This window comes from Alistipes dispar (genome assembly GCF_006542685.1).
In the GTDB taxonomy this organism is placed as follows: domain Bacteria; phylum Bacteroidota; class Bacteroidia; order Bacteroidales; family Rikenellaceae; genus Alistipes; species Alistipes dispar.
On record NZ_AP019736.1, the window covers coordinates 413,008 to 428,036 of the forward strand.

Sequence of the window (15,029 nt, forward strand, 5' to 3'; positions counted from 1 at the left end):
AATTGTTATTCTTTTGTTTCTGATATTATATCCCAAAACCGATTGAAGAATGCGGTCAGTCGTTCGATGACGGCTTCGCGTTTCTTCGTGCGATCGCCGGTGGGCGTAAAACGGGAGACGGGCGGCAAGACTTTGGTTATAGCCGTTCCCGTCGTTTGCACGAATCCATCACGGAAAGCGTTGTCCATGAATTTGTATGCCTCGTCATGATTCAGGTTTTCGTCGGCAATAATCCGATCCAGCTCGGCACGACGCTGCTCCTCGACATAAGCGAGCCAATCTTCGTCCACGTCGGATTCGGGCGTGAGGAATTCGATGAATCGTTCGATCAACTCCTTTTTGTTGCGCAAATCAACACTCGAATCGATCGCCTTGCGGATCGACACGATAATTTCCTTGTCCTGTAGATGCTCTTCGTGGTATTTACGAATCAACGACAGAATATAGTCGATATTGACCTCTACCTGCTTGATAAGCTCCATCTCGAAGACCACATCTTCGTTGATTTGCTCCGCCTCGTGTTTCTGTAGGCGGAACTCGTTGTACAAGTCGATATACGCACCGTGGTAATCCTGTATGTCGCGTTCAGTCAGAATCTCGCGTCCGACAAAGTCATCGAATGTCGATAGGATATTCCGTAGTTTCAGAATCGCACCGTACAACCGCACGAAGTTCTTTTTGTTCTGCTCGCCGACGATCTGTTCTCCGACGGGGTATTTCGCCTGTAATTCTTCGACTAACTCTGCATAACCGCGAATCTCCCTGTCGTTCTGTGTATAACCGTTGTAATACTCATCGAAGGTTTTGAGCAGCACGATGCCTGCCGCCTCCTTGTCTCCGAACAGGGCGAGGCTTTCGTTCGTAGCCGTTTCGAGGTTGCGGAAACATACGATGTTGCCGAACGTCTTGATGGAGTTCAGGATGCGGTTCGTGCGCGAATAGGCCTGCAAGAGCCCGTGCATCCGCAGATTTTTATCGACCCACAGCGTATTGAGCGTCGTGGCATCGAAGCCTGTCAGGAACATATTGACGACGATCAACAAATCCAACTCCCGATTCTTCATCCGGAGCGATACGTCCTTGTAGTAATTCTGGAACTTGTCGCTCGATGTGTCGTAGGAAGTTCCGAACATCGCATTGTAATCCACGATAGCGCTTTCGAGAAAATCCCGCGAACTCCGATCCAGCCCGCTCGTATCTTCGGGATTCTCGTCGATGATGAAGCCGTCCGCATCTTCATTCACGCCGAAACTGTATATGGTCGCCACTTTCAGTCGCTGCGCATCCGGCAACACCGCCATTTGCCGCTTGAATTCAGCGTAATACATCTTCGCCGTTTCGATAGAGGAGACTGCGAAGATCGAATTGAAACCCGTCAGGCGAGTCCGCCGCTTTACCTCTTCCACCTTATTGCGACGACCTGCCGATGCTACCTCGCTGATATTGGTCACGACGTGAAACTCATACGATTTCGCGGCGCGCTTCGTCTTCTGGTTGAAATGCCGGAGGATGTAGGCGACGATATTAGCGATACGTCGTTTGTCCGCCAAAGCCTCCTCGCGGGCGATGTCCCATACCATCGAGTTCTCGATCTCCTCTTTCTCCTTGATGGTGCGAACGTACTCGATGCGGAATGGCAGCACATTCTTGTCGTTGATGGCATCGACGATCGTATAGGTGTGCAGCTGCTCGCCGAACGCCTGCTCGGTCGTCCGCAGATTCGGCTTGCCGCCGCTTACGGCGTTCTTGGCAAAAATCGGGGTTCCGGTGAAGCCGAAAAGGAAATAACGTTTGAATTTCCGGGTAAAGGCCGTGTGCATGTCGCCGAACTGCGAACGGTGGCACTCGTCGAAAATGATGACGATTTTTTGCCGGAACACAGAGTGCTCTGCATGGCGGCCGATGAAAACCGAAAGTTTCTGAATGGTCGTGATGATGATTTTCGCCTCCGGATCCTCCAACTGTCGTTTCAGAATCGCCGTACTCGTATTGCTGTTGGCCGTTCCGCGCTCGAACTTGTCGTACTCGCGCATGGTCTGATAGTCGAGGTCTTTGCGATCGACCACGAACAACACCTTGTCGATGTAAGGCAGTTTGCTCGCCAACTGCGCCGTCTTGAACGACGTGAGCGTCTTGCCGCTGCCCGTCGTATGCCAGACGTATCCGCCGCCTTCTACTGTGCCGTACAGCCGATAGTTGTCTGCTATACCGATTTTACTCAAAATGCGCTCCGTCGCCACGACCTGATAAGGACGCATGACGAGCAGCAACCGATCGGAGGTGAAGACGCAGTAGCGGGTCAGCAGATTGAGCAACGTATGTTTGGCGAAGAATGTACGGCCGAAGCCCATAAGGTCAGCAATAGGCCGGTTGTTGGCATCGGCCCACCACGAGGTAAACTCGAAACTGTTGCTCGTCTGCTTGCTCTTGGATTTGCTACCGCCCGAAGCCTCCTTGATATGGCTCTGGCGTGTGGTATTGCTGTAATACTTGGTATAGGTTCCGTTCGATATGACGAAGAGCTGCACAAACTCGAACAGCCCGCTGCCGGCCCAGAAACTCTCCCGCTGGTAGCGGTCGATCTGATTGAAAGCCTCCTTGATGTCTACGCCGCGCCGTTTCAACTCGATATGAACCAACGGCAGACCGTTCACCAATATGGTAACATCGTAACGGTTGGAGCGTGCACCGTTATCTGCTTCGTATTGATTGATGACCTGAAGCGAGTTGTTGTGGATATTGGCCTTGTCGAGCAGGTAGATATTTTTGACTGTCCCGTCGTCGCGCGTCAGCAATTGCACATGGTCTTCCTGAATGATGGCGGTCTTCTCTACAATTCCACTGTTCTTGTTGGCAAGACAACCCGTAAAGAAACGCGACCACTCGGCATCCGTAAACGTATAGTGGTTGAGTTTCTCCAACTGACGGCGCAGGTTGGCAATCAACTCCGTTTCGGTATGAATCGGCAGGTAATCGTATGCCTGTTCGGTCAGCAGTTTGATAAATGCCCGTTCGAGATCGGCCTCCGACTGGTACTCTTTTTCCGTGCGGTATTCTGCCCGGTAGTCACTGACGACCGTACTTTCGGGATTTTCAGCAACCAGGTTGTATTTTTGCATCTTCTTTGCGCTTAAATGTCAGTAGTTTATCTCTATAATATTCATATTGCTGCCGACGGGCGGCAATCTCGACGGGCAGTCCTTCCGAAATATCGTTTACCAATGTCTCGAATTTATCGAGAATGGCAACGATACGTTGCTGCTCTTTCATTGGAGGAATGGGGATGACAACCTCCCCAAACCGTTTTTTTGATACATTGAAACGAGTAACACCGCTGGCCGTCTTTATTATCTGTTTTCGTATCTCTTCACTGCGAAATAAGAATTTCATAAAATCGGGCAATAGCAATGCTCTATCGTTCATACGAAATCCGAAACAAAAACTATTGAGATATAAATCCCCATCCGGACGTGTAGTCATTACGGAAGACATCCCGCAATCATCAGGTGTTTCCGATGAACCAGTAAATACAACATCTCCATACTCGACTTTATTTTGTTTCTCTCCTTCTGCAATCTGAACCATATCATTCATGTTGACATCTATCGCAATATTGGAGTATACGTTCATATAAGTGATAAACTTGGCATTTCCTGCTATAAAATCGCGTTTGCTCTTTCCGGTGAGACCTCCATAGAATGTGCCTATATCGCTTAATTTACACCATTTTACACCTTCAGAATACCCCCCCCCACGAATTTACTGAAATTCAACAACTTATTGCGATAGTATTCATACTGCTTCCGCCGTGCCTCCAGTTCCGCCTCCAGCTCCGCCTCCAGCTCCGTAAACTTATCGAGGATATTTACGATTTCGTTCTGAATCGCAAGAGGCGGAACGGGAATCTCAATGTTTTCAATAATCGCTCGCCCCAATCGTGGAATACTGGCTTTTCTAACTTGAGATCGAATAATGTTTTGTTGACTAAGCAACACAAAATAAAGAAACCTGCTTTGTAGATTATCTGGACACACAAAGAAAAAGCAATCATCAGCAGCCCAAAAGTCAACAGAACTATATCCTATTTCTCCAGCAGAACCAGCTCCTATGATAAAAGTTGTATTAGCTGAACAATTGTATTTATCATAGTAACCCATAGGAGTTAAACTATTTTGATAAACAGGATAACTTCCTATCGATTGTAATTGACTTTTAACAACGCGCACACCTCTCGTTATGGTAGTTGTATTTTTCAGCTTTTTGTATTCTACCCCATTCGGGCATAACTCCCGAATCATCTCCTCGATATGGCTCATTGCTCACCTCCTTTCTCCTTGTCGGCTGCGCGCTCCTCCAGTTGCACGAAGCGGTCGAAATCGCTCGTATAGAGACGATCCTGAACAATGCGATATTTCTCCCATTCGCTTTCGGCATGGGCTTTGGCCAGCTCTGCCGAGATGCGGCCGGCATTGGCAAGCACCTCCCGATCCATCAGCGACAAAAAGCCGTTCAGCCGTTTCTCCCAGTCCTCCATCGTCATGGGAATATGGCGCATGGCCTGTATCTCCGCCAGATCGAGATAGGCCGAAACAATGCGGCCAAGCGTCTGCAACTCCTCTTCCGTGAGGTAGTTTTTGGCAACCTTCACGTCGTATTTGTGGATCTTGCCCGTCGGCGCACCCTCCCATGTCGTCAGCCCCATGTGCTCCTTGTCGGCATCGGCGCGCTGATAGATCAACTCCGCCGCCGTGTGCCCATGCACGCTGTAATGTATCTTGTTCTGTACCGCAGCGAAAAAGCGCTGAGTGGCCTTTGCCGTCGGATCGTAATCGATGGCCGTAGCGTAAATGTCCGTAATCTTCTGGTAAAAACGACGTTCCGACAGACGAATCTCTCGGATGCGCTCCAACTGCTTCTCGAAATAGTCTTTCGTAAGCACCGTACCGCCCCGTTTCAGCCGCTCATCGTCCATCACCCATCCCTGTATGGTATAGTCCTTGACAACCGCATTCGCCCACTTGCGAAACTGTACGGCACGCTCGTTATTGACCTTGAAGCCTATGGAGATAATCATCTGGAGACTATAATGTTTCACTTCGCGGCTGACCTCACGGCTGCCTTCGGTTTGAACTATCCGGAAATTCCGGACAGTTGCCGCCTCGGACAATTCGTTGTCGGCGTAAATCTTCCGGATATGTTCGTTGATGGTGCGTACATCCACGCCATACAGCTCCGCCATCATACGCTGGGTCAGCCAAATGTTTTCATCCTCATACCGAAGTTCCACACGGGAAGGATTTTCGCCCGTAGCCGCTACGAAGATCAGGTATTCGGCGGCCGAACTGCGAATCGTTATCTCTTTATTGTTCATACTCAATCCTTTCTTACAAAGTGGCTACAATTGCATCGATTGCCGTGCGCAGCACGTTTTGGCGGGCGACGATTTCGGCAATCCGCTTGTTCAACTCGTCAATATCCACCTCCTCGCGCGTGTCGGGCTGTTCGACGTATGACGAAACCGATATGTTGTAATCGTTCTCGGCAATCTTGCCGTTTTCGACCAGACGGGCGAAATGCGCATCGTCCTTGCGGGCGACGAACGCATCGAGAATCCGCGCGATATTCGCGGCGGAGAGTTTGTTCTTGTTGCCCTCGTGGATAAACTCGCCCGAGGCATCGATAAAGAGCGTCGCGTTATCCTTTTTGCTCTTTTTCAGTACGATGATGCAGGTAGCGATGCCGACCCCGAAAAAGAGATTAGCGGGCAGTTGGATAACGGTGTCGATATAGTTGTTGTCGATCAGGTATTTGCGGATTTTCTGCTCCGCACCGCCACGATAAAGCACGCCCGGGAACTCGACGATTGCCGCCGTGCCGTTGGTCGCCAGCCACGAAAGCATGTGCATCGTAAAGGCGAGGTCGGCCTTGCTTTTAGGTGCAAGGATACCGGCAGGCGAAAACCGGGGATCGTTTATCAAGAGCGGATTTTCATCGCCCGCCCACTTGATCGAGTACGGCGGATTGGAGACGATGCACTCGAACGGCTCGTCGTCCCAGTGTTTCGGTGCCAGCAGCGTATCGCCCAGCGCGATGTCGAACTTTTCGTAGTTGATGTCGTGCAGGAACATGTTGATGCGGCAGAGGTTGTAGGTGGTGATGTTGATCTCTTGCCCGTAAAATCCCTGACGTACGTTCTCCTTGCCCAGCACTTTGGCGAATTTCAGCAACAGCGAACCGCTGCCGCAGGCCGGATCATACACTTTGTTCACCTGTTTTTTGCCGACGAGCGTAATACGGGCAAGAAGCTCGGAAACCTCCTGCGGCGTGAAGAATTCGCCACCCGATTTTCCCGCATTGCTGGCATACATCGTCATCAGGAACTCGTAGGCATCGCCGAAGGTGTCGATTTGGTTGTCGGCAAGGTTGCCGAACTTCATGTCGCCGATTTTATCGAGAATCTTCACCAACGTCTCGTTGCGCTTCTGCACCGTCGCTCCGAGTTTGTTGCTGTTCACGTCGATGTCGGCGAACAGGCCTTTCATATCCTCCTCGCTCGCCGCGCCCTTGGCCGAGTTCTCGATCGCGTGGAAAATATTGCTCAACGTTTCGTTCAGGTTGGGATCTGCCGCTGCCCGCCTGCGCACATTGCCGAAAAGCTGCGACGGGAGGATATAGAATCCCCGCTCCTGCACGGTTACCTCGCGCCCGAATTCGGCCTGCTCGTCCGAGCACGCGGCATAATCGAAGTCGGCGTTTCCCGCACGCCGTTCCTCCGCATTGATGAAGGCAGTGATGTTCTCGGAAATGAAGCGGTAGAACAACATTCCCAAGACGTAGTTTTTGAAGTCCCAGCCATCGACACTGCCCCGCAGGTCGTTGGCTATCTGCCAGATCGTGCGGTGGAGTTCCGCGCGCTCCTGTTCTTTTGCCATATGTTATTTGTTTATCAATTCCTTAATATCCACATCCAGCAGTTCGGCAATACGAATCACCGTATCCAGCTGCGGCTGCGACGAGTTGGAACACCACTTCGATACAGTCGAAGGGTCTTTGCCCAACTGCTCCGCCAGCCATTTGCCCGTTTTATTCTTCTCAGCAAGAATAATTTTCAATCGGTTTACCTCTTTCATCTCTATCTTCAAAACAGATTGCTAACAAAGATATTGAAAATAATTCAATCATTAAAATCTTTGATAGAAGTTTTATCAGTCGTTGAGATATCTTATATTTTTATCGGATAGCTTTCGGCGGTTGGGACTGTTTTCTTGTATTGGACGGTTGCCAATGCCCTTTTGATTAGATTTCGCTTGTATGCCACGAAATTCATTTCGGGGGAGCCTAATTTCCGATGTCTATAAACCATGAGAATTAAAGAGAAGATATTTTCACTTATTATCCTTATTTGCAGTTGTTTGCATTTTCTATCACGATTCTCTTCAATTCCGAAAAAATCCCATTTCAGACGGATTTTTGTTACCCATTTTTGTTTCTTTTTCGACTAAAGAGACTATATTTGCAGTGTGATTTCAAGATGCGAACGCACTTATGACGGACAGGAGTAACAAAGATAGCAAAAAATCGCCAGTCAAGATAAGGTTCAAGGCGATGAAAGACGGCCGCAGATCCATTTATCTGGACTGCTACCGTAACGGCCATCGCAGCTATGAATACCTCAAACTGTATCTTGTGCCGGAGACCGACGACAAATCATTGCGCCTGAATGAAGCCGCGATGCGGAAAGCCGAGACCGCATGCAGGAAGAAATTGCGGGAATTGAAAAAGTTACCGGCCGAGAACAGACGGCTTATGGATACGCAAGGCTATATCTCTAATAAGGGCATATCCATACTGGAGTGGCTTTCCCGTTTTAAGGAGATACAGCGTAGCCGTGGTGTACATGATATTCATGCTATAGATCGGGTATGTGCTATCCTGTCCAAAATGAACTGCGGTGACACAAAGGTAAATGAAATCGGCAAGGACTTTTGCATTGCCTTTGTGGAATATCTGAAGACCGGATATAAAACAGCCAAAGGAGAAAACCTTAAGCCAAAGACTGCATTTAACCGCCAGTGCACATTCGTGACAGCTCTTAATGTTGCCGTGCGGGAAGGAATCATCCCCACCAATCCCATGAACCTACTCTCACATCACGAAAGGGCAAAAGCGAGCAAAGGGAAAAGAGACTATCTGACCATAGACGAAGTGAAGCGACTGATTGCGACACCTTGTAAAAACAATATGGTCAAGAACGCATATCTCTTTGCCTGCAACTGTGGTTTGCGGCTCGGCGATGTCCGTAAATTAAAATGGGGTGACATAACGCAGGACAACGGCAGATGGATACTGTCCGTCATCATGAACAAGAGCGAAAAGCCAATACATATACCGCTCGGCGTGCAGGCAAGAAGATGGATGCCCGGATGTGAAGACAGCGGGAAACACGATGCCGGCAGCCTTGTCTTCGAGCATCTGCCCGGAGACTCCCACATCAATGACATCCTGAAAATATGGGCTGCCGATGCTGGAATAACCAAATCGGTGACCTATCACACAAGCCGACACACCTTCGCCACGATGCTGCTCACGCTCGGTGCAGACCTTTATACCGTTTCCAAACTTTTGGGCCATTCCCAGATAAAGAATACGCAGATTTATGCTGAAATCATCAACCGAAGGAAAGACGAGGCAGTCAATCTCATAGACAAAGTGTTTGATTAAGAATAAATCTTTTATAAATGACACCACTATGGCAAAAGCAATAAAGACACCCAAACAGCCCAAGGAACCTGTCAGAGTCCGTTATAAGACACTCAGTGACGGGAGCCAGTCCGTCTATCTCGACATCTACCGTGACGGAAAAAGGCAGTATGAGTTCCTGAAACTGTATCTCATCCCGGAGACGAATGCGGCAGCCAAGGCGCAGAATAAGGCCACGCTTGCTGCGGTTAACACCATAAAGTCGCAGCGCATCATCGAGTTGACCAATGGGGTGGCCGGGCTGAAGAACACCTCCCTGCGGTCGAAGATGCTGCTTCTCGACTGGATGCAGGCATACAAAGAGAGTCAGGAGAAAAAAGGAGTGCGAGGAAGTGGCAAACTGATATCCAACACGATGAATGTGCTGCGTGCCTTCAACGCAAAGGCGGCCATGCGGGACCTAAACCGCGACTTCTGCCTTGCCTTTATAGACTTCCTGCGCAACATTTATGTAAGCCCGAACGGAAAGAAACTGTCGCAGTTCACCTGTGTTTCCTATTTCGGGTGCTTCCGGGGAGCGTTGAATACGGCAGTCCGAGAGGAAATCATTGCCGAGAATCCGGTAAACAGGCTTAACACGGACGAGAAAATCAAGATGCCGGAGAGCAAGCGGGAGTTCCTGACCATAGACGAGGTCAAGATTCTTATAGACACTCCGTGCAGACGGGAGGATGTCAAAGGAGCGTTCCTGTTCTCCTGCTACTGCGGCTTGCGAATCAGCGATGTACTGGCCCTGAAATGGAAAAATGTGGATAGTTCCGCTGAGCAGTGGCGCATCAATATCATCATGCAGAAAACCCGTCAGCCTCTTTATCTTCCCCTCTCCATGAACGCAAGGAAATGGATGCCGGAACGGAACGGAGCAGGAGATGAAGACCTTGTATTTCCCACATTGCCATGTGAGGACACTTGTAATATGCAGCTCAAACCGTGGGTCAAGGCTGCGGGCATAACCAAGCATGTAACCTATCATGTCAGCCGCCACACCTTTGCCACAATGTTGCTGACACTCGGTGCTGACCTTTATACTGTATGCAAGCTACTCGGCCATTCGGATGTGAAGACCACCCAGATATACGCCAAAATCATCAACAAGAAAAAGGAAGATGCCATCAGCCTTATCGACATGGAGTTTGCCAATACCTGAACGGATATAATAATGTAGAGTATGAGAAGATTGCCAGATGATTTCAATGTGAACATCCTGCTGCCGGGAGCAGTGTGGCTACTCATATCTGTCCTTGCCGGACAGGTAGCGGTCGCACGGCTTGAGACGGATGCTATTACCGTCGTCATGTTCGTGGTAATCTCGCTCGTTATCTTCATTGTTCCGATGGCTGTCTATATGGAGTATCGCAAGAAAATCGAGCAATTGTCGGAGCGCAAATCTAAAAAGGCTTCTTCACCGTCCGGCAGCGGTTCCTCTGGCAAGTCTCAATCGACCACAGAACCAGAGACAGCATGTCGGTTTTCCTTTCCACCGGATTTCCCGGATGCCCTGAAAGGAGACAGAACTATGATATTTATGGAAGCCTTGCGTCACGAAGGCTTTCTTGATGCAGAATACCGTCCGCATGATGGATGCAATGCCACACTGATGGCTTTCATCGCGGACAGCATAGCAGCAATCTGCAACATCAGCCGCCAGTGGAAAATTTTTGGCGACTATTGGCATCTGAACAATATGCGCCAGTTGTTGGATGTGAAGAACCGCAGGGGTTCCAAAGCCGACAAAGAGGATGTTATAATCTCCATTTTTAAGAAAGTGGCGGAAGCCGACGATAATATCCGCAATACCGATGCATATCGTAGTTGGGAGAGAAATATCAAAATTTAACCGCTTTATCGTTTCAGGCGACTCATCTCGCTTAACATCTGTTTTTTCTATTCCCTGTTTTCGTCTGTTTGCTGTTGTTTTACAGCCGTGCTTTTAAAGTTTTCCACTTAGCTTTCCATCTGTTTTACAGTAGATTAACAGCCTTTGTCGTGTGATTTCCGATGGCTTACTTTGCACCGTCTTCCTTATCGGAACGACGGCTTTCACAGCCTAAGAAATCACATCAAAAACGACAGAAATATGGAACAGACGAACCAATTAATCTCGACGGCCGAGGCCGCGAAATTTCTCGGAATCAAAGTGAGTTATCTTCACAAGCTGATGATGCGACGCGTCATACCTTACTACAAGCCCAACGGCAAACTGTGCTTCTTTGACAAAGCCGAACTGGAGGCATGGATGAAGAATGTACGCGTGGCATCGCAGGCGGAACTCGACCAACAGGCACAGAAGTACATCATCAACCGTTCGAAGCGGTAAGTCATGGCGGGCATATACGACTACATTAACCAGTTTTGGGCAGAAGCGGAGCGCAGCCCTTTCAACCCTACGGAGGTAGCACTTTATCATTACCTCCTGTATGAGGCAAACCGCCTACGCTGGAACATGCCGTTTGCCTGCCATACAGCCATCCTCTGCGTGCGGCTCTCGACCACCAAACAGAATATCAGCAAGGCACGGCAGCATCTCAAAGAACGTGGGCTGATAGATTGTCAGGTTGGTACAGGAATCCACACCCCTGCGCTATATTCCTTGACCATACAGCCGTCCCGGCAGTTGCCGCATCAGATTACCCGACAGTTGACCCATGAGTTGACCGTACAGTTGCCCCATTCTAATATAAAAGATAAAGACGAAGATATTATCAACTCTCAACACGCGCGGGAAGATGGACATAAATCACTGGATGAGCTTGAGTCACTCCTGCTTGCCGATACGGTTTGGCAGGACAAGATTATCGAAGTGCTGGCGAAAAGAGAAAACTGGATTATTGACAGATACAGGCTACACGGGAATATCCGTGACTTCTTTGACGAGCAAAGAATCGGCGGAAACGCGCAGCGGGACGAGAGCGATTGCCGAAGCCATTTTTACCATTGGATTATCAAACATCTGAATACAACCCGATATGGAACAAAACGGAAATCCCCAACTTATAGAGACTCTGATGTCACGGCTGTGTCAGCCGAGGACTACGAAGGAGCGTTTTAGACTGCCTTTCGATGAAGAGACGGCTGCGAAACTGCTTAAATGTGCCATCGCAGGCGAAGTGAGCCGTTTCGGAGGCACATTTCTTTATCCTGACGCGGTAGACTCACAAGTCAGGAACCTTGCTGCGAGCCTTACCTCCGGCAGAAGGTGCGGGGTGATGCTGTGCGGCTTGTGCGGCAACGGCAAGACCACCGTGATGAGGGCGTTCCAGAACCTGCTCAATGTAATCAGGATACCGGACAACTACCACAGGACTGTGTATGGTATGCCGATCGTGAATGCCGTTCATATTGCCCATCTGTGTCGGAACAGCTATACCGAGTTCCTGCGGCTGTGTGATATGGAGATGCTCGGCATCGATGACATGGGCATAGAGCCTGTGGAGGTGCAGGAGTTCGGCAACATGCACAGGCCGCTGACTGACCTGCTTGCAAGAAGATACGAGAACCGTGGCTTTTCGTTCATAACCACCAACCTCGTACCGCAGCAGATACGCAAGTTATACGGCGACAGGATTGCTGACAGGCTGAACGAGATGGTGGACAAGATTGTATTCGACAACCCTTCATTCAGAAAATAGAGGGAAGAATAAAAGCTGACAGAAACAGGATGCAAAAAACATTTTCCTTTGTTCAATTATCCGGCACTCCACTGGCACCAGTCTGTTATGGCTGTGGCAAGCGGACGGATGGATTGACATGGAGCGGTAGCGTTCAGTTGCGAGGTATGCCGAGGTATTACCGTCTTCGGACAGTAATACCACGACGCCCTCGCAACAGTCCGGCAGACTGTTGTCCGTGCCGCTCGCAGGCTCGCACCATCCCTTTTGTAGTAAACGTTTTACGACCATTTTAACAACTTTCGTTTATGACACACGAAAAAGATATTTCTGCACAGGAGCAGGAGCAAGAGAAGCACGTTATAAGGCGTGACAGGGTGGTTGTCACCAAGGTCACGGAACAGGAGCTTTCGCAAATCAAGAGCACCGCCGAGCAATGCGGCATGACACGCAGTGATTTCATCCGGGCAAGGGTACTCGGCTACAAGCCACGGCAAAGGCTTTCCGACAGGGAACTGGACGGTTTGCGTCAGCTTGCGGCCTGCCGCACGGACATGGTGAACTTCGCCAACGCCCTGCACGGACTGAGCGACAACGAGAAAATACGCCTGTTCCGGCACGAAGAGACCATGCTCGAATGGTACGAGAAAGTGGCCCATGTTACAAACCGTGTCGCCGACTTCTTGCAGTCCGCGCAGACGGCGAACAGCTATCCGGCAGGAACAACAAACCAAGAAGCTAAGGAGGACGGCGCATGATAGCCAACGCAAAAGCGGTAGCCCACGGCATAAGGGCGATGCTCTATGTATCGGGCGAATCGAGGAACAAGAAACATCCCGAAAAGATAACGCGCATCTGCGACAACTTCATGCCGCAGGGCATGGACGCTACGGGTATCTGGACGGAAATGAAGTTCGCAACCATGAACCACCCCAACATCAAGAACAATGTCATCCGCATGGAGATAAGTCCGGCGATGGAACATACCGAGAACTTTACGTTGGACGACTGGCGGCAACTGTGGTACGACTTTGCGGCGGCTTTCGACGAGCAGGTAATCCGTGACAAGGACGGCAAAGTTGTTTCTCCACGCACCAACGTATCGGGCAGCAAGTCCTCCGTCTGGCTGCACGAGGAATCCAAGAGCGGCATACCGCACCTCCATGCCATCGTCTGCCGTGTGGACGAGGACGGGAACATCAACAACGACCATGCCATCCACCTCCGGGCGCAACGGGCGGCTGAAAAGGTTGCAAGGCAAAGGGGCTGGACTACCGCCATGCACATACACGAAACCAACATTCCACAGGTCAGTGCCGACTGCATGAAAGCCTTGCGCGAACTTGACAGATGGTCATGGGACGGTTATAAGGAACGGCTTGCTGACAAAGGCTACGAACTGCATCTGCGCAAGGACAAGAAGGACATGATACGCGGCTATGTGCTTTGCAAGGGCAACACAAGGTTCAAGGCATCGGAACTCGGAAAGGGGCGCAACCTGACCGCATCACGCATCAGGCAGACATGGGAGAAACTGCATCCCGAACAGGATAAACAGAAAACCAAACAAGCAAGCCCGACACCGAAACCGACCGCCACAGCAACACCGAAGCCATCCGTTCCTAATGAAGCCCGACAAAAGCCACAGCCATTGGTACTGCGAAACAACTCGGTTTACGAGGACTACACGGACTATAAGCCGAACCGCCAGCCCACGGAGTTTGAACATGACGGAAAAACCTACAAACGCTATCTGCCCGACAAGGTGCTTGACTTCTTCAACAACGAGTTCGACTACCAAGAACTTACCAACTGGCAGGACTTGCAGAACTTGGCGATGGCTTACTTCACCCTTATAGCGTCACCCTACGAGATGACATCCGGCGGCGGTGGAGGCGGCTCGCAGTCCGACCTCAAATGGGGACGCGACCCGGAGGAGGACGAGATAGAGTTTGCCCGCCGTTGTGCGCGTGAGGCTTCGCATAGGCTCGGCACACAGAAGAAATCAGGAATGAAACGCAAATGACAAACCCAATAAACAACAGAGGATATGAAACAACCCGATACCGCCGCCCTGCGTGAGCGGCTTGCCAATTATACACCCGAAGAGGAGTTGAAACAGGATATGCAGGAGCTTGACGGACTGCTTCAAGAAGTCAACTGTCAAATAGTTGGACTTCGCAATCTGCTGAATGAAATCCAAGCCTTGAAAGAAGAACTGCACGGCATACACGGCAGCCTAAAGCACACCGTCCAACGGGAGCGGGCGGCTTTCAAGGCTCTGGAAGCAGCCAAGGAAAGTGCCGACAACATAGTGGACGGCATCAGCAACGCCATTGTCAAAGTGGAAAAGAATACCGTCATCCATGCTAAGGTTGATGACCGTGAACTGGCAAAGGTAAACCAATGTTCTGCCGACCACATCAAGGCAGAGAAAAAACTTTTGGAGGAACATAGTAAAAAGTTAGCCAAACACCTTCAAAAGAATGAAGGTATTTGGCTATCAAGTTTTTGGACGAAAATTATGATGTCCTTTTTTATATTTTACACTATTCTACTTCTTATTTACGCTTACATAAAATAAAGTCCAAAGTATATATTGGATATTGTAAAATCCCTAAAAATAGGTATTGCCGGATAAATTTAAGCCCCGCACATTTG

Annotated in this window: 15 protein-coding genes; 9 read left to right on the forward strand and 6 right to left on the reverse strand. The window is 49.8% G+C overall.

Features of this window, described 5'->3' with window-relative positions; genetic code table 11:
• Nucleotides 1–5: 5 nt before the first annotated feature.
• Genes FME97_RS02050 through FME97_RS02075 form a run of 6 tightly spaced genes read right to left on the reverse strand, consistent with a single transcriptional unit; the run spans nucleotide 6 to nucleotide 7,130 of the window.
• A complete protein-coding gene (locus FME97_RS02050) occupies nucleotides 6–3,119 on the reverse strand; it encodes a type I restriction endonuclease subunit R (RefSeq protein ID WP_032135132.1) in 3,114 nt (1,037 codons plus the stop codon).
• A complete protein-coding gene (locus FME97_RS02055; protein WP_032135131.1) occupies nucleotides 3,094–3,759 on the reverse strand; it encodes a restriction endonuclease subunit S in 666 nt (221 codons plus the stop codon). The genes FME97_RS02050 and FME97_RS02055 overlap by 26 nt, the downstream gene beginning before the upstream one ends.
• Nucleotides 3,729–4,316 (reverse strand): restriction endonuclease subunit S, encoded by a 588-nt coding sequence (locus FME97_RS02060; protein WP_032135130.1) that lies wholly within the window; start codon nucleotides 4,314–4,316, stop codon nucleotides 3,729–3,731. The genes FME97_RS02055 and FME97_RS02060 overlap by 31 nt, the downstream gene beginning before the upstream one ends.
• The gene (locus tag FME97_RS02065; RefSeq protein ID WP_046518036.1) at nucleotides 4,313–5,371 is read right to left on the reverse strand and encodes a virulence RhuM family protein; all 1,059 of its coding nucleotides are present in this window, start codon (nucleotides 5,369–5,371) and stop codon (nucleotides 4,313–4,315) included. Before FME97_RS02065 ends, FME97_RS02060 begins: the two co-directional genes overlap by 4 nt.
• Nucleotides 5,372–5,384: 13 nt before the next feature.
• Nucleotides 5,385–6,932, reverse strand: coding sequence for a type I restriction-modification system subunit M (locus FME97_RS02070; protein ID WP_032135128.1), 1,548 nt, complete (start codon nucleotides 6,930–6,932; stop codon nucleotides 5,385–5,387).
• Nucleotides 6,933–6,935: 3 nt separating this feature from the next.
• Nucleotides 6,936–7,130, reverse strand: a complete 195-nt coding sequence (locus FME97_RS02075) for a helix-turn-helix transcriptional regulator (protein ID WP_032135158.1) — start codon at nucleotides 7,128–7,130, stop codon at nucleotides 6,936–6,938.
• Nucleotides 7,131–7,545: 415 nt separating this feature from the next.
• Between FME97_RS02075 and FME97_RS02080 the strand changes: the two genes are divergently transcribed.
• The 9 genes from FME97_RS02080 to FME97_RS02120 all read left to right on the forward strand — a co-directional run bounded on the left by FME97_RS02080 (nucleotide 7,546) and on the right by FME97_RS02120 (nucleotide 14,952).
• Complete coding sequence (locus FME97_RS02080; RefSeq protein ID WP_141427645.1) at nucleotides 7,546–8,721, forward strand: site-specific integrase; 1,176 nt, start codon at nucleotides 7,546–7,548, stop codon at nucleotides 8,719–8,721.
• A 28-nt stretch (nucleotides 8,722–8,749) separates the two neighbouring features.
• A complete protein-coding gene (locus tag FME97_RS02085; protein WP_162502043.1) occupies nucleotides 8,750–9,907 on the forward strand; it encodes a site-specific integrase in 1,158 nt (385 codons plus the stop codon).
• Between the two features lie 21 nt (nucleotides 9,908–9,928).
• Nucleotides 9,929–10,597, forward strand: coding sequence for a hypothetical protein (locus tag FME97_RS02090; RefSeq protein WP_141427647.1), 669 nt, complete (start codon nucleotides 9,929–9,931; stop codon nucleotides 10,595–10,597).
• A gap of 240 nt (nucleotides 10,598–10,837) precedes the next feature.
• On the forward strand, nucleotides 10,838–11,077 hold the full coding sequence (locus FME97_RS02095) for a helix-turn-helix transcriptional regulator (protein ID WP_008630059.1): 240 nt from the start codon (nucleotides 10,838–10,840) through the stop codon (nucleotides 11,075–11,077).
• Between the two features lie 3 nt (nucleotides 11,078–11,080).
• Nucleotides 11,081–11,809, forward strand: a complete 729-nt coding sequence (locus FME97_RS02100) for a hypothetical protein (RefSeq protein ID WP_141427648.1) — start codon at nucleotides 11,081–11,083, stop codon at nucleotides 11,807–11,809.
• The gene (locus FME97_RS02105; RefSeq protein WP_068855402.1) at nucleotides 11,766–12,389 is read left to right on the forward strand and encodes a P-loop NTPase family protein; all 624 of its coding nucleotides are present in this window, start codon (nucleotides 11,766–11,768) and stop codon (nucleotides 12,387–12,389) included. Before FME97_RS02100 ends, FME97_RS02105 begins: the two co-directional genes overlap by 44 nt.
• A gap of 287 nt (nucleotides 12,390–12,676) precedes the next feature.
• Nucleotides 12,677–13,126 carry a plasmid mobilization protein gene (locus FME97_RS02110; RefSeq protein ID WP_141427649.1) on the forward strand — a complete coding sequence of 150 codons (450 nt, stop codon included), beginning with the start codon at nucleotides 12,677–12,679 and terminating at the stop codon, nucleotides 13,124–13,126.
• Nucleotides 13,123–14,394, forward strand: a complete 1,272-nt coding sequence (locus FME97_RS02115; RefSeq protein WP_141427650.1) for a relaxase — start codon at nucleotides 13,123–13,125, stop codon at nucleotides 14,392–14,394. The genes FME97_RS02110 and FME97_RS02115 overlap by 4 nt, the downstream gene beginning before the upstream one ends.
• 24 nt (nucleotides 14,395–14,418) lie before the next feature.
• On the forward strand, nucleotides 14,419–14,952 hold the full coding sequence (locus tag FME97_RS02120) for a hypothetical protein (protein WP_119965927.1): 534 nt from the start codon (nucleotides 14,419–14,421) through the stop codon (nucleotides 14,950–14,952).
• The last annotated feature ends 77 nt before the right edge of the window (nucleotides 14,953–15,029 follow it).